This window comes from Methylobacterium sp. Leaf399 (assembly GCF_001424525.1).
GTDB lineage: Bacteria > Pseudomonadota > Alphaproteobacteria > Rhizobiales > Beijerinckiaceae > Methylobacterium.
This window is the reverse complement of sequence record NZ_LMQK01000001.1, coordinates 561,720-579,359: the sequence shown is the minus strand read 5'-3', so window position 1 is coordinate 579,359 and position 17,640 is coordinate 561,720. Positions and strand designations below refer to the sequence as shown.

Genomic DNA, 17,640 nt, shown 5'->3' with positions numbered 1-17,640 from the left:
CGCCGTTCGCGGCGCCGAGGATGGCGGTCGTCAGGCGGCCTTCACGTTGGCGAGGAAGCTGCCGACCTCCCGCGTCAGGCTCTCGGAGTGGCGCGAGAGCTCCTGGGCCGCGCTGAGCACCTGGGACGCCGCCGCGCCGGTCTGGCCGGCCCCCTGGCGCACGTCGGAGATGTTGATCGTCACCTGCTCGGTGCCCTTGGCGGCCTCCTGCACGTTGCGGGTGATCTCCTGGGTGGCGGCACCCTGCTCCTCCATCGCGGCCGCGATGGACGCGGCGTAGCTCGACATCTCGCCGATGATCCGGCCGATCGCCTCGATGTCGGCGACCGCTTCCTGGGTCGCCGCCTGGATCTCGGTGATCCGCTCGCCGATCTCGCCGGTCGCCTTGGCGGTCTGGCCGGCGAGCTCCTTCACCTCGGAGGCGACGACGGCGAATCCCCGCCCGGCCTCGCCGGCCCGCGCCGCCTCGATGGTCGCGTTCAGCGCCAGCAGGTTCGTCTGCGAGGCGATGTTGGCGATCACCGACACGAAGGCGCTGATGCGCTCGGCCGTGGTGGCCAGGCGCCGCACGGTGGCGTCGGTGCGCTGGGCGTTCTCCACCGCGCGGCCGGCGATCTGCGAGGACTGGCTCACCTGGTGCACGATCTCCTGCACCGAGGCCGACATCTCCTCGCTGGCCGCGGCCACCGTCTGGACGTTGGCGGAGGTCTCCTCGGCGGCGCCGGCCACAATCATGGTCTGCTGCGTGGTCTGCTCGGCGATGCCGGCCATGGACTTGGCCGTCGCCTCCATCTCGGTGGAGGCTCCGGCCAGGCCGTGCGTGAGGGCGGCGACGTTGTGTTCGAAGCTCTTGGTGATCTGGTCGAGGCGATCGGCCCGGCGCATCTTGGCCTCGTCCTCGATGGCCTGTTCGGCGGCGAGGCGGCGGACGGTGACCGCGTTGTCCTTGAACACCTGCAGCGCGCGCGCCAGCGTGCCGATCTCGTCCTTGCGCCCGGCGCCCTGGACCTCGACGGCCAGATCTCCCGCGGCGAGGCCTCCCATGGCGGCGGTCATCGCTGCGAGCGGACGGGTGACGCCGAGGACGACGATGGCGGCGAGAAGGCCGACGGCGACCGAAAGGCCGACCGCCGCGGCCACCACGAGCGTCTGCACGGCCGAACCGGCGACCTCGGAAGCTTTGGCTTTTGCGAGGTTGAGGTCGTTCATGTTGGTGTCGACCCGCTTCTTCACGGCCTCGACGAGCTTGGCGCGGGCCTCGCGGACCGGGCCGTTCGAAACCTTCGTCGCGGCCTCGGTCTCGCTCTTCAATCCATGCGCGATCGACCGGTCGGCCGCGGCGAAGAACTCCGTCAGCAGGGCCTTGATGCCCTCGTTGCCGGTGCGGCGCTCGGGCGTGTCGGCCAGGGCGATCAGGCGGTCGACGGCGGCCAGGGCGTTCGTCCGCGCCTCGGCGTAATGCCGCTGCTGCTCCTGCATCGCGGCACCGTCGGTCTCGATGATGACGTTCTTCTCGCGGATCGTCGCCTCGTCCATGGCGAAGGCCATCTGGAGGGCCGTCACCGCGCGCGTGGCCGTGACATCGACGATCCTCTGCGTGCTTCGGTCGAGGCTGTTCAGGCTCGACCACGACAGCATCATCAAGCCGAGCGCGACCGTAACCAACAGAACCGTGGGGATGGCGAGTTTGCTCAAAAGTTTAAGATTATTCAGGATCTTCACGTCATCCACCTTGGCGTATCTGTTTTCGAAACCGTTGCAACCTCTAATGAGGCCGGGCTACATTCTCGTGCAGAAGGGTTAAATTTCGTTAAATTGGCGATGAAAACATTCCGGCTACGTGAGCGAGGAAAGCAATCCCTTCGAATACTCGCGGATTTGTCCGGACGATCGGATCGATGGTGTTGGGCGTGTCTCGCCATCGTCGCTCGAACCCGGGCCGCTTCGTCGTCGGTGCCCCCGATGCGCCGGCTTGGAAACCCGTCCCCCACAGCCCGTGAAACTGCTAAGCCGTCGCCCTGGACCGCCCCCGGTCCGGTCCCCCGGAGTCAGTCGTGTCCTCCTCTCCCGAACCGAGCCTCCCCGCCGCGAGGATCGAAGCCGTCATCGCGATTCCCGTGCGCAACGAGGCCGAGCGGATCGGCGCCTGCCTGCGGGCGATCGACGCCCAGGCCGGGTTGGCGCCGGGCAGCCTCGGCCTCGTCCTGTTCCTCAACAATTGCACCGACGCCACCCCCGCCATCGTGGCCGGCATGCTGGCGGGGATGTCGCTGCCGGTGCGGGTGGTCGAGGTGACGTTCTCCGGCGCCAACGCCGGCTGGGCGCGGCGCGAGGCGATGAATGCCGCCGCCGACTGGCTCGAGGCGGAAGGGGAGGGCGGCACGATCCTGTCGACGGATGCCGACAGCCGGGTCCCGCCGGACTGGGTGGAGCGCAACCTCGCGGCCATGGCCGCCGGGGCCGATGCCGTCGCCGGCCGGGTCGAGCTCGACGCCGACGAGGCCGCGCTGCTGCCGCCCTCCCTGCCCGCCAGGGGGCGGCTGGAGGACGCCTACAGCGACCTCCTCACCGAGGCCGAGGCGCTGATCGATCCCGATCCCAACGATCCCTGGCCGTGCCACCGCACCACCATCGGGGCGACGCTGGCCGTGAGCGTGTCGGCCTACCGGCAGGTGGGCGGCATGCCGCCGATGGCGCTGGGCGAGGACGGCGCCTTCGTGGCCGCCCTGCTCCAGCACGGCCTGCGCGTGCGCCACGCGGTCGATGTGGTCGTCACCATCTCGGCCCGCCTCACCGGCCGCGCCCCCGGGGGCGTGGCCGACACGATCCGGTCGCGCTGCGAACTGCCCGACGCCCTGTGCGACGCCCGCCTCGAACCGCTGCCGAGCGCCCTGTTCCGCTATGGCTGGCGCCGGCGCCTGCGCCGGCTGCACGCGGGCGGGCGCCTGGCGCGCAACACCGCCTGGGCGAGGCTTCTGGGCATCCCGCCCGAGGAGGCCCGCCGCATCGCCGAGATTCCGCTGGCCGGCCTCGCTCTGGCGCAGGCCGAGCGCGCCAGCCCGCGCCTCGCCTACCACCCCCTCGGGCCGAAGGAACTGCCGGGCCAGATCGCGGTGGCCGAGGCGGCCCTGGTGACGGTCCGAGACGCCGCGGCCCGCCGACGCGGGAAGACGGCCTGGGGATGAGCTGGCGATGAGAATGCGCGCGGGCCAGCCCGCGGAGGCGCCCGGCCGTCCCTTGACCCCCGTCGGGGCGGATTGCTAGGCCACTCTCTGGAACTCATCCAGACAGGATGGTCGGAGAAGCACCATGGGCCAGCCGGTCTCGCTCGACGTCAACGGGCGCGCGGTGAGCGTGCGCAGCGACGATCCCGAGGTTCCGCTCCTCTACGTCCTGCGCAACGACCTCGACCTGCACGGCCCCCGCTTCGGCTGTGGCCTGGGCCAATGCGGCGCCTGCACCGTCCATGTCGACGGGGTCGCGGTGCGCTCCTGCACGACGCCGCTGTCGAGCCTGCGGCCGGACCAGAAGATCGTGACGCTGGAAGGACTCGGCTCGGCCGACCGGCCGCATCCGGTCCAGGCCGCCTTCATCGCCGAGCAGGCCGCGCAATGCGGCTACTGCATCAACGGCATGATCATGCAGTCGGCAGCGCTGCTCGCCCGCAGCCCCAACCCCGACGACGCGGCGATCAAGCGGGAGCTGGCGGGCAACCTGTGCCGCTGCGGCACCCATTCGCGGATCCTGCGCGCCGTGAAGCGCGCGGCCGCGTCCCTTTGAGATCCGGCAGGCCCACCATGTCCGACCCGATCCTGTCCCGCCGCGCCATCCTCCAGGGCGGCGGCGCCCTGGTGGTGAGTTTTTCCCTGCTGCCGCGCGCCGCCGCCGCGCCGCCGCTGCCCCCCGCCCTGCCGACGCGGGGCCTGCCGAAATCGGTGGCGGGCGACGAGGTCGACGGCTTCCTCGCCATCGGCGCGGACGGCCGCGTCACCGTGTTCTCCGGCAAGGTCGATCTGGGCACCGGCGTGAAGACCGCCCTCAAGCAGATGGCGGCCGAGGAACTCGACCTGCCGATGGGCGCCGTCTCGATCGTCCAGGGCGACACCGGCCTGACCCCCGACCAGGGGCCGACCTACGGCAGCCTGTCGATCCAGAACGGCGGCGCCCAGATCCGGCAGGCGGCGGCCACCGCCCGCGCCGCGCTGCTCGGGCTCGCCGCCGACCGCCTCGGCGTCCCCGCCGCCGGCCTCGCCCTCAAGGACGGCGCCATCGGCGGCATCCCCTTCGCCGACCTCCTCAAGGACAAGCGCTTCGCCCTCAAGGTCGACGCGGACGCGCCGCTCAAGGACCCGTCCCGCTACGCGCTCGTCGGCAAGTCGGTGGCGCGCATCGACATTCCGGGCAAGGTCACCGGGCGCTTCACCTACATCCACGACCTCAAGGTGCCCGGCATGGTCCACGGGCGGGTGGTGCGCCCGCCGACCATCGGCGCGAGGCTGGAAGCGGTGGACGATGCCGCCGCCCTGGCGATGCCCGGCGTCGTCAAGGTGGTGCGCGAGGGCAACTTCCTGGCGATCGTCGCCCAGACCGAATGGGGGGCGATCAAGGCGGCCGAGGCGCTGCGCCCGCGCTGGTCGGCCTGGGCCGGGCTGCCCGAGCAGGACAAGCTGTGGCAGCACGTCCGCGCCACCCGCGTCGCCAAGGACGACGTGACCAGCGCGGTGGGCGACGTCGCGGCGGCGCTGCCGCAGGCGGCCAAGGTGCTTGTCGCCACCTACGATTTCGCCATCCACACCCATGGCTCCATCGGCCCCTCCTGCGCGGTCGCCGAGTTCAAGGACGGGCGGCTCACCTGCTGGTCGGCCTCGCAGATGACCCATGCCCTGCGCCGGCAACTCGCGGCGATGACCGGGCTGCCCACCGAGGACGTACGCTGCATCTACCTCGAAGGCTCGGGCTGCTACGGACGCAACGGCCACGAGGACGCCGCCGCCGACGCCACCCTGCTGGCGCGCGCGGTGGGCCGGCCGGTGCGGGTGCAATGGTCGCGGGCCGACGAGCACGGCTGGGATCCCAAGGGCCCGCCGACGCTGATCGACCTGAAGGGCGGCCTCGACGCCGCCGGGGCGATCGTCGCCTGGACCTCGGAATTCTTCATCCCCGAGGGCGGGGCCGGCAACGTGCCGCTGGTGGCGGCCGAACTCGCCGGCCTGCCGCACGAGACCGCCCTGGCGCCGGGCAACATCGTCCACAACTCGGCGCTGCCCTACGCCCTGCCCAACGTGCGCACGGTCTGCCATCGCCTCGCCGAGACGCCGCTGCGCCCGTCCTGGATCCGCACGCCGGGGCGGATGCAGAACACCTTCGCCAACGAGGCCTTCCTCGACGAGCTGGCGGCGGCCGCCGGCGTCGACCCCGCCGCATACCGGATGCGGCTCCTGAACGACCCGCGCGGGGCCGAGGTGCTGACCCGCGCCCTCGCCCTGGCCAAGTGGGAGAGCCGGCCCTCGCCGCGGGCCGAGACCGGCGGCGACGTGCTGCGCGGCCGCGGCGTCTCCTACGTCCGCTACGAACTCTACCGCACCTACGTCGCGGGCGTCGCCGAGGTGGAGGTCGACCGCGCCACCGGCGCGATCCGGGTGCCGCGCTTCGTCGTCGTCCAGGATTGCGGCCAGGTCATCAACCCCGACGGGGTGCGCAACCAGCTCGAAGGCAACGTGATCCAGACCGTGAGCCGCGTGCTCAAGGAGGAGGTGACCTTCGACCGGGGCGCCGTCACCAGCCTCGACTGGGCGAGCTACCCGATCCTCGCCTTCCCGGAGGTGCCCGAGGTGGTGATGGAACTGATCGACCGGCCCACCGAAAAACCCTGGGGGGCGGGCGAGCCGGCCGCCGCGATCGTGCCGTCCGCGATCTCGAACGCGGTGTTCGACGCCACCGGCGTGCGCCTGCGCTCGGTGCCCTTCACGAAGGCCAAGATGCTCGAGGGCCTGCGCGGCGTCTGACGAGCGACCGCTCGCCAGAACCGGCGGCGCCAGGACCGGAGTCGCTCAGGCCGACCACCGCTCCCGGTAGTCGGGGGCCAGCGTCAGCCCGTTGGGCTGGCTGACGGACGGCGGCGGCGCGCTGATGGCCTGCTGCAGGTAGTCGATCATCGCCATCACGCCGATCGAGGTGTAGGGCTTGGCGATCACGCCGACCGCGCCGGCGAAATCCTCGGGCAGCAGCTTGGGGTTCGCCGTCATGAACACCACCGGTGCCCCGGTATGGCGGCGGAACAGGTCGGCGACCTCGATGCCGGTGATCCCGTCCGAGAGGTGGATGTCGACGAGGGCGAGGTCGGCGCTCACCTCCCGCAGCAGCTCCTCGGCCTCGCTGAGGCAGGTGGCCCAGCCGACGGTGACGTGGCCGGCATCCTCCAGCATGTTCTCGAGTTCCATGGCCAGGATGGCCTCGTCCTCGACGATGACGACGTTGAGCGGCCGGGACTCCGTCATGATCCGCGCCTCCGCTGCTCGATCGGCATGGCGATCTCGACGCGGGTGCCCGGGTTGGCGTCGGCCCAGGTGGTCCTCGCCTGCAGCTGCCTGCCGAGCCGCTCCACCAGCTTGCGGCCGTAGGACGGGCGGGTCTTGCCGTCCTCCGACATGCCGTGGCCGTCGTCGACGATGGTGATCCGGCAGGTGGTCCCGTCCCGGCGCACCACCGTCCGGATGGTGCCGCCCCGCTCCTGCGGGAAGCCGTGCTTGATCGCGTTGGTCAGCACCTCGTTGACCATGAGCGCCAGCGGGGCGGCCTTGTCGGCCGGCACGTCGATGGCCTCGAGGTCGAGGTCGGTCCTGATGTCCTGGCGGCCGGTGGCGATCACGAGGTCGGAGACGAGGTCGCGCACGAATTCCGACACGTCGAACCGCGAGACGTCACCCGACTGGTAGAAGCGGCGATGGACGGTGCTCATGGCCTCGACCCGGCTCAGGGTCGTGGTGAGCGAGGCCCTGATCCCCTCGTCGGGGATCGTGCGCAGCTGCATGCTGATCAGCGAGGCGATGATCTGCATGTTGTTCTTGACGCGGTGATCGACCTCGTGGAGCAGCGTCGTGCGCAGTTCGAGGGCGGCGGCGAGGTCGCGGTTGCTCAGTTCCAGCTCCCGCGTCCGCTCGGCGACGGCCCGCTCGAAGCGGTCCTTGTCGGCGCTGACCTGGAACTCGTTCATCTTGCGGTCGGTGACGTCGAGCTGCGAGGCGAAGTAGAACTGCAGCTCCCCGTCCTCGTTGATCACCGGGCTGATGTAGAGGGCGTTCCAGAACGTGCTGCCGTCCTGGCGGTAGTTGAGGATGTCGACGCTCACGTCCTCCCGCCTCTCGATGGCCTCCCTGATCCGGGCGACCTCGGCCCGGTCGGTGTCCGGTCCCTGCAGGAAGCGGCAGTTCCGGCCCATGACCTCCTCGCGGGAATAGCCCGTCATCTGTAGGAAGGCGTCGTTGGCGAAGGTGATCGGGTTATCGGGCAGGCGCGGGTCGGTGATGATCATCGCCATGCGGGTGGCCCGGACGGCGGCGGCGAACGGATCGCCCTTGCCGTGCTCAGCATTCAGCCGGTCTGTGATCCGCCATGCATCACGTTGCTCCACGTCTCTCGCCTTCCTGGGTTCGCTTCGATCGCCCGACGAGCCCCTTCAGGGCGGCTCGGGTCAAAGACCGGGTCGAGTCGGTTCGTTCCTCACGCGCGAGTCGGTTCGTTCCTCACGCGAAGGTGCCCGGACGGACGGGGACATGCCCTTGTCCCGAGCGTTTCCATCGTCCCGCGCGTTTCGGACGCCGGATGAAGACCCGCGATGGTTGTCGTCCCACCGCCGTCGATCCGGTGTCCTCCAGTGGACATAGGCCCTTATCCCGCCGCCAAGCAAGCGCGATGGCCCTCGCTTCGCCGGCGTTGCGACGATCGGGCCCGAGCCTCACGGCGGGGCGCCGCCGGCCGGCTGGTTCGGGTCGCTGAGCTGGATCGTCCAGCTCTTCTGCTCGCCGGTGTCGACCTCGTAGAAGCCGTTGCGGTCGAAACCGCGGGCGAGGCAGTCCTCGACCCCGCGGATGGTGAACTCCGAGTCCTTGGTGCACATCAGCGAGCGGCCGCTCCACTCGCCGCCGCGGGTGTAGTCCACCGCGAACACGTAGTAGAACCGGGCCGAGAGGGAGCCCCGCAGCAGGGTCTCGCAGGCCTTGGGCGTCAGGTCCCACCAGCCCTCGGTCACCCAGCCCTGCGCGTCGCGGTAGCCCAGCGAGATCCCGACCTTGCTCGTGGTCTGGTTGCACAGGCGCAGGTCGGCCCGGGCGGGGGTGGCGAGGACGAGGATCGCGATCGCCCCGCCCCAGGGCGCCAACAGCCGTCCGAGGCCACGCTGTCCGAGTCGGCGCCGACGCGGTCGCTTATCCGACAAGGATGATCCGGCAATCGTTGACATTGGTGCGCGTCGGGCCCGGCTGGACGAGATCGCCGATGGTGGCGAAGAACTTGGTCGAATCGTTGTCCGCCAGCATCGCCTCCGGATCGAGGCCGGCGGTGCGGGCGCGCTCCAGGGTGGTGGGATCGACGAGGCCGCCGGCCGGGTCGGTGGCCTCGCCGCGCCCGCCGTCGGTGCCGTCGGTGTCGGCGGCGATGCCGAGGATGCCCGGATGGCCCTCGAGGGCGATGGCCAGCGCCAGGGCGTATTCCTGGTTGGGGCCGCCGTGGCCCTCGCCGCGGATGGTGACGGTGAGTTCGCCGCCCGAGATGATCGCGACCTTCCGGCCGGCCTGCGCCATCTCCCTGGCGAGCCTGGCGTGTTCGGCCGCGACCTCGCGGGCCTCGCCCTCCACGTCGGGGCCGAGCATCACCGGCTCGTAGCCGGCCTTGCGCGCCGCCGCCGCCGCCGCCTCCAGCGCGTCGATGGGCCGGGCGATGATGATGTATTCCGAGCGCGCGAAGGCGGGATCGCCGGCCTTGGGCGTCTCGTTGGCCGGATCGTTGAGGAGCGCCCGTGCCGTGTCGGGCAGCGGGATGCCGCGGCGCTCGCAGATGGCCAGCGCGTCGGCCAGCGTCGTGGGATCGGGCACCGTCGGCCCCGAGGCGATCACCGCCGGATCGTCGTGGGGCACGTCCGAGATCGCCAGCGTCAGGATCGAGCGGGCGTTGCGCGCCTTCACCGCGAGGCGCCCGCCCTTGATGCGCGAGAGGTGCTTGCGCACGGCGTTGATCTCGCCGATGGGCGCGCCCGAGCGCAGCAGCGCCTTGGTCACCGCCTGCTTCTCGGAGAGCGTGAGGTCGCCGGCCGGGGCGATCCAGTTGGCCGAGCCGCCGCCCGAGAGCAGCACCAGCACGTCGTCCTCGGGGCCGGCGTCGCCGGCCAGCCGCAGGGTCTCGATGGTGGCGTCGATGCCGGCCTGGTCGGGCACCGGGTGGCCGGCCTCGACCATGCGGATCATCGGCGCCTCCTCGCCGTAGCCGTGGCGCGCCACCGCGAAGCCGGCGATGCGCTCGGCGTCGACCCCGTGCGTCTCCCGGTAGAACCGGCTCGCCACCGCCGCCATGCTGCCGCCGGCCTTGCCGGCACCGAGGATGATGAGGCGCCCCGGCCCGGGGGCCGGCAGGTGCGGCGCGAGGCAGCGCGCCGGATGGGCCGCGGCGATCGCCTCGTCGAGGAAGCCGAGGAGGAGGGCGCGGGCGGCCGAAGGGGCGGGGGAGGGCGCTGTCATGGCGGGCGTATCCGTCTCTCGTGTCGCTTTGGCGGTCGCTCTTTCGACGAACGCACGGCCCGCCGGCGTCGAAGTCCCGCTGCCGGGATGTTGCCGTGACGTCGCGACCCGCGATACGTGCTGTGCCCGACGCCCGCCGCGCGGGCAAGCGCGAGATGACGCGGCCCGCGGCTTGGTCCGCGGCTTGCCGGACTTCCTTGAGCCAGCCCCCGCCCGCAACCCCGGAGCGTTCGAGCCTCATGCCCAGCCCTCATTCGCACGGCCCCCATCCCGTCGAGACCGTTCCGGGCGACCCCGCCTGCGGCCTGCTGCTTCTGTGCGACCACGCCTCCAACCACGTGCCCGACGATCTCGGCCGGCTCGGGGTTCCGGACGCCGAGTTCTCCCGCCACATCGCCTACGACATCGGCGCGGCCGGGGTGACCCGCCGCCTCGCCGCCCTCCTCGGTGCGCCCGCCGTCCTCACCACCTTCTCGCGGCTCGTCATCGACCCGAACCGCGGACGCGACGACCCGACCCTGGTGATGCGGCTCTCCGACGGGGCCGTGGTGCCGGGCAACGCCCGCATCGACGAGGCCGGCAAGGCGGAGCGGATCGCCCGCTTCTACGAACCCTACGACCGGGCTATCGACGCCCATGTCGCCGCGGCGATGGCGGCGGGCGCGCCGCCGGCCATCGTCACCATCCACAGCTTCACCCCGTGCTGGCGCGGCGACCCGCGCCCCTGGCACGTCGGCATCCTGTGGGACCACGACGACCGCCTGAGCGCCCCCCTCGTGGCGGGCCTGCGCGCCGACCCGGCCGGGCTCACGGTGGGCGACAACGAACCCTACGGCGGCGGCCTGCCCGGAGACACCGTCGACCGCCACGCCATCGCCCGCGGCCTGCCCAACGCCCTCGTCGAGATCCGCCAGGACCTGATCGCGGACGAGGCCGGCGAGGCGGAATGGGCGGCGCGATTCGCCGGGCTCCTGCGGCCCCACCTCGCCCCGACGGCTTGACGCCCGGGGCATGGACGCCGACCTCTCTCGGCACGCACGACGAGGAGTCCGCGCCATGACGATCGACACCGCCACCACCACCGAACTCGAAGCCGCCGTCTTCCGCCGTCTCGTGGCGCATCTGCGGGCCCGCGAGGACGTGCAGAACATCGACCTGATGACCATGGCCGGCTTCTGCCGGAACTGCCTCTCGAACTGGCTCAAGGACGAGGCCGACGCCCGCGGCCTGGAACTGAGCAAGGACGAGAGCCGCGAGCACGTCTACGGGATGCCCTACGAGGACTGGAAGCGCCGCCAGCCGGAGGCGACGCCCGAGCAGCAGGCGGCCTTCGCCAAGGCCCAGGCCGAACCGCACTGAGGGTTATCGAAGGGACAACGGCGTCGCGGCGCGATGCGAATCGCCCTGGTGGGCCGGGGGGATCGGCACCGCCGATTTCCGCCGGGGCCCTAATCTCCCGGTAAGCTCGACCGCCTAATCCGGATCGACGGGCGCGGCGCCGACCTGTCGCCGCGCCGCCGATTCGAAGGACATCGCACGATCATGGCCGCCTCTCCCGCACCCGCCGTCGACGCCTCCTCCGTCGCCGCCGACCAGCTCAAGAGCTTCATCGAGCGCATCGAGCGCCTCGAGGAGGAGAAGGCCGGCCTCGCCGGCGACATCAAGGACGTCTACGCGGAGGCCAAGGGAACCGGCTTCGACGTGAAGGCCCTGCGCAAGATCGTCTCCCTGCGCAAGAAGGACCACGCCGAGCGCCAGGAGGAAGAGGCGATCCTCGAACTCTACATGCAGGCGCTCGGCATGGTTTAGCGCTCCGCGAGGGAGAGGGAACGTAACCCGACGGGGTGTCCTTTTCATCTATGTTAAAATCTACTATCCGCGCCCTCTGGCACCACGGCCGAGCTTGATCGCCGTGGCCGGCTCGCACGAGGTCAAGACTCCATGGCAGGCCAGAAGACCGACGCACGCGACGTCCATGTCGGACAGCGCATCGCCCTCCAGCGCAAGAAGGCGGCCCTGACGCAGAAGCGGGTGGCCCAGAGCTTCGGCATGTCGGCGGCCCAGCTCCAGAAGTACGAGAAGGGCACCAACCGCATCAGCGCCATCCACCTCGACACCTTCAGCCGGCTGACCGGCGTGCCGGTGGCGTACTTCTTCGAGGGCATGCAGCGCCTCGACGACGTGCCGCCGGAAGGGTTCGCGGAAAGGCCCCAGCAGGCCTTCTCGGCGGATTCGGCGGCGGATGCCGCGCCGGGCTCCTGGCAGGGCCTCGCCGAGGTGGTGGCCGAGCACGTCAAGCGGCACTTCACGGAAGACGGTCGCAAGGACTTCGCGGCCGCCATCCAGGTTCTCGGCACCCGCCTGGGGACCTGAAGGCGCGATGGCCCGACGCGGCCGTCCCGGTGAAGGCCCGCGTCTGCTCTAACGACCGTTTCGTTCGTCGCCACGAACGTGTCCGGTCTTTCGGCTTGACCCTGCCACAGGCCGATGCCAGAACCTCGGCCTTCCGAAGACCGGGTCCAACGCCATCGAATCTGGGCGTACCCACAGCCGGGGATCGTCCTCAATGCCGCGTTCCAACTACCTCTTCACGAGCGAGTCGGTTTCCGAAGGTCACCCGGACAAGGTCTGCGACCGGATCTCCGACACCGTGGTCGACGCCTATCTCGCGGCGATGCCCGAGGCGCGTCTGGGCGTCGAGACCCTGGCCACCACCAACCGCATCGTCATCGCCGGCGAGGTCCGCGGTCCCGATTCGGTGACCTTCGACCATCTCACCGAGCTGACCCGCGAAGCGGTGAAGGACATCGGCTACGAGCAGTCGGGCTTCCACTGGAAGCACAACGACATCGCCATCCACCTGCACGCCCAGTCGGCCGACATCGCCCAGGGCGTGGACGCCGCCGGCAACAAGGACGAAGGTGCCGGCGACCAGGGCATCATGTTCGGCTACGCCTCGGACGAGACCCCCGAGCTGATGCCGGCCCCGATCTACTACGCCCACAAGATCCTCAAGGACCTCGCCGACGCCCGCAAGGGCAAGGTCGGCGACGCGGCCAAGCTCGGCCCCGACGCCAAGAGCCAGGTCACCGTGCGCTACGTCGACGGCCGCCCGGTCGGCGTCACCCAGATCGTGCTCTCGACCCAGCACGTCGACGAGAGCCTCGATTCGGCCGACGTGCGCGCCATCGTCGAGCCTTACATCCAGGCGGCCCTCCCCAAGGGCTGGATCGACGGCTCCACCGTCTGGCACGTCAACCCCACCGGCAAGTTCGTGATCGGCGGCCCCGACGGCGATGCCGGCCTCACCGGCCGCAAGATCATCGTCGACACCTACGGCGGGGCCGCCCCCCACGGCGGCGGCGCCTTCTCGGGCAAGGACCCGACCAAGGTCGACCGCTCGGCGGCCTATGCCGCGCGCTACCTCGCCAAGAACGTGGTCGCCGCGGGCCTCGCCACCCGCGCCACCATCCAGCTCGCCTACGCCATCGGCGTCGCCAAGCCCCTGTCGATCTACGTCGACCTGCACGGCACCGGCACCGTGGACGAGGCCAAGCTCGAAGGCGTGCTGATGGACGCCCTCGACCTGTCGCCCCGCGGCATCCGCCTGAAGCTCGGCCTCAACAAGCCGATCTACGCCCGCACCTCGGCCTACGGCCACTTCGGCCGGGCACCCGACGCGGACGGCGGCTTCTCGTGGGAGCGCACCGACCTCGCCGACAGCCTCAAGTCGGCGTTCTGAGGCCTGTTCCGCATGGTGGGGCGGGGGGATGACCCGCCCCAGGCGGGCGGTATTGCGAGCGAGGAGGCGCCCGAGCGCGCCTTCTTCGGCCGGCGCAAGGGCAAGCGCCTGCGTGCGCTCCAGGAGCAGCGGCTGGCCTCCCTCCTGCCGGAGCTGAGGATCGCCCTGCCGGGAGAGGGCGCGTTCCTCGATCCCGCGGCCCTGTTTCCGGACCCGGTCCGCGAGGTCTGGCTCGAGATCGGCTTCGGCGGCGGCGAGCACCTGGCCGCCAATGCGGCCCGCGAGCCCGGCGTCGGCATCATCGGCGCCGAGCCCTTCGTCAACGGCGTCGTCAAGCTCCTGCGCGAGATCGACGAGCGCGACCTGCGCAACGTCAGGATCTGGGACGAGGACGCGACCGCGTTGCTCGCCGCCCTGCCCGACGCCAGCGTGACGCGCGTCTACCTGCTCTATCCCGACCCGTGGCCCAAGCGCCGCCAGCGCAAGCGCCGCTTCGTCTCCGACGAGAGCCTGGCGGAGATCGCGCGCGTGCTCGTGCCCGGCGGCAGCTTTCGCTTCGCCAGCGACATCGACGATTACGCCGGCTGGACGCTGGTGCGCATCGCCCGCAACCCGGACCTCGCGTGGACCGCGAGGGCGGCCACCGACTGGACGCGGCCCTGGCCGGATTGGCCCGGCACCCGCTACGAGGCCAAGGCCATCGCCGCCGGCCGCCGGCCGACGTATCTCACCGTCCTTCGTCAAGATGGGGAACAGCCGTCCGTCCGTCGATGATTGGACGAATGGCACCTTGTGGCCGGAATCATCTGCGATCATGGTCTGAATTCAGTCGGGTGTGCCGCGACGGCAGGCTTGACGCCGGCGGGTCCGAGTGAGGTTCGCGTGTTGGGCGGCAGGGCGGATCACGATCCGACGGCGCAGGCGGCCTCGGCCTTTGGGGGGGACGCGCATCGCGTGGCCTTCGACCTGGCCGCCACCGGCCTCGCGATCCTATCGCCCGACGGCCGCACCATCCTCAGCGCCAATCCCCGCCTCTGCGCCATCGTCGGCCGGCCTCCCGGCAGCCTCGACGACCGGCCGCTGGGGACCGTTGGAGAGACCATGAACCCGGTGCCCGAGGGCATCCGCCTGTGGCGCCAGGCCGACGGCGCGGCGATTCCCGTGCGGGTGCGTCCCTCCGGATCGACGGCCGGAGCCGTGCGGGTCCTCGTGGTCGAGCCCGTGGACCCCGACGAGATGGTCCGGGCCGAGCAGAACCGCGACGCGCTCACCGCGGCCGGGCTCGGCGAGTGGCGCTGGGAGCGTGCCACCGGCCTCGTCACCCTGTCGCGCCGCGCCGCCCACATCCTCGGCCATCCCCCCGGCCATGCCCTGTCCTGGGCGGCCCTGCGCGCGCGGTTCGATCCGGCCGACGCCGAGCGCATCGGGCTGACGGTGCGCGAGTCCGGGCACGCGGGCGTGCCCTATGCCATCGAAGCCCGTGTGCGCCATGGGCACGAGGACCGGACCGTCTGGGTGATGGCCCGGGGCCAGGGCACCCTGGCACCGGACGGGTCGCTCACCGGCATGGTCGGCGTGCTGCAGGACGTCACCGCCCGGGTCGCCGACCGCGACGCATTGCGCGACCGCGAGCAGCGCCTGCGCATCGCCGCATCCCTGGCCGATCTCGGCATCTTCGAGTGGCACATGCTCGACGACCGCGCGATCTGGGAGAACGAGCGCATGTTCGCGATCTTCGGCCGCCGTCCCGAGGACGGGGCCGTCGGTAAGCGCGAGTTCCTCGATCACATCCTCCACCCCGAGGACCGCATGGCGTTCCGGCACGCGATCTCCGCGGCCCTGCGCGACGACGCGATCCTGCATGTGAGCGGCCGCATCCGGCGGGCCGACGACGGAACCTGGCGGGTCATCGACATGGCCGGCCGCTTCGAGCGCGACACCCCCGACCGCCTGCCGCGGCGCCTGATCGGGGTCGTGGCCGACGTCACCGACCGGCGCCTCGCCGAGGACCGCCAGAACCTCCTGATCCGCGAGTTGCACCACCGGGTGAAGAACACCCTGGCCACGGTGCAGGCCATCGTCGGCTCGACCGCGCGCAACGCCACCAGCATCGAAAGTTTCTACGACGCCTTCGTCGGGCGCATCGTGTCGCTGGCCCACACCCATGCGGTGCTCACCGGCGCCACCTGGCAGATGGCGGGCCTGCGCGACCTGCTCTCCAACGAACTCAAGCCCTATGCCGACGGTGCCCTCGACGGGGAGCCCGACGCCCGCGTCACCCTGATCGGCCCGGCGGTCGACCTCGCCTCCGAGGTCGCGGTGCCGATCGGCATGGCCATCCACGAACTCACCACCAACGCCGCCAAATACGGGGCGCTCTCGACCCGCGCCGGACGGGTCGCCGTGACCTGGGCCGTGGAGCCGGACGACGCCTGCGGCACCCTGCTCTTCGCCTGGGTCGAGAGCGGCGGACCCACGGTGGCGCCCCCCACTCGCCAGGGCTTCGGCTCGCGGCTGCTGCAACGGGTGCTGACCACGCAGGTGCGCGCCGAGGTGACGACCGATTACGCCCCCGAGGGCTTTCGCCTCACGATGCGCGCGCCCCTGCCTGCCCGGAACGACACCCTCAATCCGTTGTGACGGGGCAACGCCGCGACCTCGAGCGATGCCAAGCGCGTTTACGGGCGTCACGACGCGGTGGCGCCCGCCCACCGGGAGGGGGCCTCGACCGTGCACGACCGGGACGACCCGCTTGAATGCCGGCCTCGCCGCTGGTAGCACGTCTCGTCGGATGCCGGTGTAGCACAGCGGTAGTGCAGCGGTTTTGTAAACCGAAGGTCGGGAGTTCAATCCTCTCCGCCGGCACCGTCAGAGACCCCGCCCATCGGCCGGATCCGATGTCACGGGTCCTGTGCCGGCTTTCGACGACCTGCGGCTTGCGGCGTTCGTCCGCCGGGACGGGATCAATCGTCCCTCGGCCGTGCTGGCATCTCAGGATCGCGGTGTGGCGCTGTCGACGCCCGATCACCGAAGGCGCCGGATTCGCTCGAGTCCGCCATCGTCGAAGACGGCGATCACCGTTCGGACGGGGTTCCGGCCGGCGTCATCGGAACGGGGGTGGGCCTTTCGATGCTCCTCCGGCCCGGCCCGAACAGGGTGACGAGCCGCGATGTCGCCGGATCGGCAAGAGGTAGAGCCGTCAAACCGGTTTACTCGATATAGAGATGCGACCCCGCGGTTGCGACTAAGTCGGTATGGTCATCGTGCCGGATCAGCGTGTTTTCGCCGTGGGAAGACGGTTGCTGTTCGATGAGATTGGATCTCGACCTCATGTCGAAGCACAATTGCAGGGCCACGTGCTTCTCGAAGAGGGCGACTTCGAGCGATCTCTTGAGCATGGCGATCTGGTTTTCGTGATCGGCGAGGGTCTTGAACAGAACGGATCGCTCCGCCTCCCATTTCGCCTGCTCCGTCTTGATCTGGTCGATGAGCCGAATGGCCTGCGGCTCGACGGCCTCCTTCCAGGTTTGCAGCCTGTCGATGGAAGTGACGGCGGCTTCGATCAGTCCCAGCGCGCAGAACAGATCAACCTCGACACCGAGGGGGGCGCGATCGCTCGGCGACTCGACCGCAACCTCGGCGCCGTATGGAGAAGGAGTCCGCATCACGGGGTAAGATCTGTGATCAAGGGTCGACGGAATCGGCGCCGTTCTGCTGGTTGCCCGCGAGCTTGCTGCGGCTCTTGGGCCCGAAGGCCGTGAACACCGCGTCATGGAGGCGGATGAGCCAGGCCTCGGCCTCCTTGGCGCGCGCCTCGCCGCGTCGTGCGCGCTCCTCGGATTGGTTCAGGAGGGTCTGCTGCGACGCGAGCTTCTGCTGCAGGCTTTTGATCTCGTCTTCCGCTTGGGTGATGACGTGCTTGAGCTGGTTTTCGAGATCGACCGCTCGCTCCTCGGTGATCCGGATCGCTTCGCTCGCCTCTTGGACGAGCTCGATGGCCGACATCCATTCCCGCTGCGGAGAGGCCGACGCGCCGACGCTCTCGGAGGAGGGGAGGGTGCCTTCCTGGGTGGAGGCCGAGAGGCTGATGACCTTGTCCCCCGTGCGGCCGACATTCGCCTGCCACGGTCGCATCAGGACGGACGCCGTGGGAGAGCCACCACTTTTCAG

The 17,640-nt window shown here is 70.7% G+C and carries 17 protein-coding genes and 1 tRNA gene; 11 read left to right on the top strand and 7 right to left on the bottom strand.

What is annotated here, in order from left to right:
• Positions 1–30: 30 nt before the first annotated feature.
• Positions 31–1,722, bottom strand: a complete 1,692-nt coding sequence (locus ASG40_RS02720; RefSeq protein ID WP_055880059.1) for a methyl-accepting chemotaxis protein — start codon at positions 1,720–1,722, stop codon at positions 31–33.
• A 332-nt stretch (positions 1,723–2,054) separates the two neighbouring features.
• Here ASG40_RS02720 and ASG40_RS02715 point away from each other — a divergent pair, with 332 nt between their 5' ends.
• The 3 genes from ASG40_RS02715 (at position 2,055) to ASG40_RS02705 (ending at position 6,005) form a co-directional block, all read left to right on the top strand.
• Positions 2,055–3,185, top strand: coding sequence for a glycosyltransferase (locus ASG40_RS02715; RefSeq protein WP_055880057.1), 1,131 nt, complete (start codon positions 2,055–2,057; stop codon positions 3,183–3,185).
• 124 nt (positions 3,186–3,309) lie between these two features.
• Complete coding sequence (locus ASG40_RS02710) at positions 3,310–3,780, top strand: (2Fe-2S)-binding protein (protein ID WP_055880056.1); 471 nt, start codon at positions 3,310–3,312, stop codon at positions 3,778–3,780.
• 17 nt (positions 3,781–3,797) lie between these two features.
• Positions 3,798–6,005 carry a xanthine dehydrogenase family protein molybdopterin-binding subunit gene (locus tag ASG40_RS02705; protein WP_055880052.1) on the top strand — a complete coding sequence of 736 codons (2,208 nt, stop codon included), beginning with the start codon at positions 3,798–3,800 and terminating at the stop codon, positions 6,003–6,005.
• A 45-nt stretch (positions 6,006–6,050) separates the two neighbouring features.
• On the opposite strand, the gene ASG40_RS02700 is transcribed toward ASG40_RS02705, so the two are convergent.
• The 4 genes from ASG40_RS02700 to ASG40_RS02685 form a co-directional block, all read right to left on the bottom strand.
• Positions 6,051–6,497 (bottom strand): response regulator, encoded by a 447-nt coding sequence (locus ASG40_RS02700; protein ID WP_055880050.1) that lies wholly within the window; start codon positions 6,495–6,497, stop codon positions 6,051–6,053.
• Positions 6,494–7,630: a PAS domain-containing protein gene (locus ASG40_RS02695; RefSeq protein ID WP_055880048.1), complete on the bottom strand. Its 1,137-nt coding sequence runs from the start codon at positions 7,628–7,630 to the stop codon at positions 6,494–6,496. Before ASG40_RS02695 ends, ASG40_RS02700 begins: the two co-directional genes overlap by 4 nt.
• 324 nt (positions 7,631–7,954) lie before the next feature.
• Positions 7,955–8,377, bottom strand: coding sequence for a DUF1036 domain-containing protein (locus ASG40_RS02690; RefSeq protein WP_244472238.1), 423 nt, complete (start codon positions 8,375–8,377; stop codon positions 7,955–7,957).
• A 46-nt stretch (positions 8,378–8,423) separates the two neighbouring features.
• Positions 8,424–9,728, bottom strand: a complete 1,305-nt coding sequence (locus ASG40_RS02685; RefSeq protein WP_055880043.1) for a glycerate kinase type-2 family protein — start codon at positions 9,726–9,728, stop codon at positions 8,424–8,426.
• A 239-nt stretch (positions 9,729–9,967) separates the two neighbouring features.
• Here ASG40_RS02685 and ASG40_RS02680 point away from each other — a divergent pair, with 239 nt between their 5' ends.
• The 8 genes from ASG40_RS02680 (at position 9,968) to ASG40_RS02645 (ending at position 16,335) form a co-directional block, all read left to right on the top strand.
• Positions 9,968–10,729, top strand: coding sequence for an N-formylglutamate amidohydrolase (locus ASG40_RS02680; RefSeq protein WP_055880040.1), 762 nt, complete (start codon positions 9,968–9,970; stop codon positions 10,727–10,729).
• A gap of 55 nt (positions 10,730–10,784) precedes the next feature.
• On the top strand, positions 10,785–11,087 hold the full coding sequence (locus tag ASG40_RS02675; RefSeq protein ID WP_055880037.1) for a DUF1244 domain-containing protein: 303 nt from the start codon (positions 10,785–10,787) through the stop codon (positions 11,085–11,087).
• 183 nt (positions 11,088–11,270) lie between these two features.
• Entirely contained in the window at positions 11,271–11,537 is a 267-nt protein-coding gene (locus tag ASG40_RS02670) for a DUF2312 domain-containing protein (RefSeq protein WP_055880034.1), read from the top strand.
• A gap of 132 nt (positions 11,538–11,669) precedes the next feature.
• Positions 11,670–12,101: a helix-turn-helix domain-containing protein gene (locus ASG40_RS02665; RefSeq protein ID WP_055880031.1), complete on the top strand. Its 432-nt coding sequence runs from the start codon at positions 11,670–11,672 to the stop codon at positions 12,099–12,101.
• A 193-nt stretch (positions 12,102–12,294) separates the two neighbouring features.
• Positions 12,295–13,470 carry a methionine adenosyltransferase gene (gene metK / locus ASG40_RS02660; protein ID WP_055880028.1) on the top strand — a complete coding sequence of 392 codons (1,176 nt, stop codon included), beginning with the start codon at positions 12,295–12,297 and terminating at the stop codon, positions 13,468–13,470.
• A gap of 12 nt (positions 13,471–13,482) precedes the next feature.
• A complete protein-coding gene (gene trmB, locus ASG40_RS02655; protein ID WP_055880025.1) occupies positions 13,483–14,244 on the top strand; it encodes a tRNA (guanine(46)-N(7))-methyltransferase TrmB in 762 nt (253 codons plus the stop codon).
• 180 nt (positions 14,245–14,424) lie between these two features.
• Entirely contained in the window at positions 14,425–16,110 is a 1,686-nt protein-coding gene (locus ASG40_RS02650; protein WP_055881181.1) for a sensor histidine kinase, read from the top strand.
• A 153-nt stretch (positions 16,111–16,263) separates the two neighbouring features.
• Positions 16,264–16,335, top strand: a tRNA-Thr gene (locus ASG40_RS02645).
• A gap of 344 nt (positions 16,336–16,679) precedes the next feature.
• On the opposite strand, the gene ASG40_RS02640 is transcribed toward ASG40_RS02645, so the two are convergent.
• Both ASG40_RS02640 and ASG40_RS02635 read right to left on the bottom strand, forming a co-directional pair.
• Positions 16,680–17,138 carry a hypothetical protein gene (locus ASG40_RS02640; protein WP_156387519.1) on the bottom strand — a complete coding sequence of 153 codons (459 nt, stop codon included), beginning with the start codon at positions 17,136–17,138 and terminating at the stop codon, positions 16,680–16,682.
• Between the two features lie 16 nt (positions 17,139–17,154).
• Positions 17,155–17,604, bottom strand: coding sequence for a TolC family protein (locus tag ASG40_RS02635; RefSeq protein ID WP_244472237.1), 450 nt, complete (start codon positions 17,602–17,604; stop codon positions 17,155–17,157).
• Between the last annotated feature and the right edge of the window lie 36 nt (positions 17,605–17,640).

Excerpts from the sequence above, each read along its gene's own strand:
- ASG40_RS02710 (WP_055880056.1), top strand. The coding sequence starts at position 3,310 with ATGGGCCAGCCGGTCTCGCTCGACGTCAACGGGCGCGCGGTGAGCGTG.
- ASG40_RS02705 (WP_055880052.1), top strand. The coding sequence starts at position 3,798 with ATGTCCGACCCGATCCTGTCCCGCCGCGCCATCCTCCAGGGCGGCGGC.
- ASG40_RS02700 (WP_055880050.1), bottom strand. The coding sequence starts at position 6,497 with ATGACGGAGTCCCGGCCGCTCAACGTCGTCATCGTCGAGGACGAGGCC.
- ASG40_RS02685 (WP_055880043.1), bottom strand. The coding sequence starts at position 9,728 with ATGACAGCGCCCTCCCCCGCCCCTTCGGCCGCCCGCGCCCTCCTCCTC.
- ASG40_RS02680 (WP_055880040.1), top strand. The coding sequence starts at position 9,968 with ATGCCCAGCCCTCATTCGCACGGCCCCCATCCCGTCGAGACCGTTCCG.
- ASG40_RS02675 (WP_055880037.1), top strand. The coding sequence starts at position 10,785 with ATGACGATCGACACCGCCACCACCACCGAACTCGAAGCCGCCGTCTTC.
- ASG40_RS02670 (WP_055880034.1), top strand. The coding sequence starts at position 11,271 with ATGGCCGCCTCTCCCGCACCCGCCGTCGACGCCTCCTCCGTCGCCGCC.
- ASG40_RS02665 (WP_055880031.1), top strand. The coding sequence starts at position 11,670 with ATGGCAGGCCAGAAGACCGACGCACGCGACGTCCATGTCGGACAGCGC.
- metK (WP_055880028.1), top strand. The coding sequence starts at position 12,295 with ATGCCGCGTTCCAACTACCTCTTCACGAGCGAGTCGGTTTCCGAAGGT.
- trmB (WP_055880025.1), top strand. The coding sequence starts at position 13,483 with ATGGTGGGGCGGGGGGATGACCCGCCCCAGGCGGGCGGTATTGCGAGC.
- ASG40_RS02635 (WP_244472237.1), bottom strand. The coding sequence starts at position 17,604 with ATGCGACCGTGGCAGGCGAATGTCGGCCGCACGGGGGACAAGGTCATC.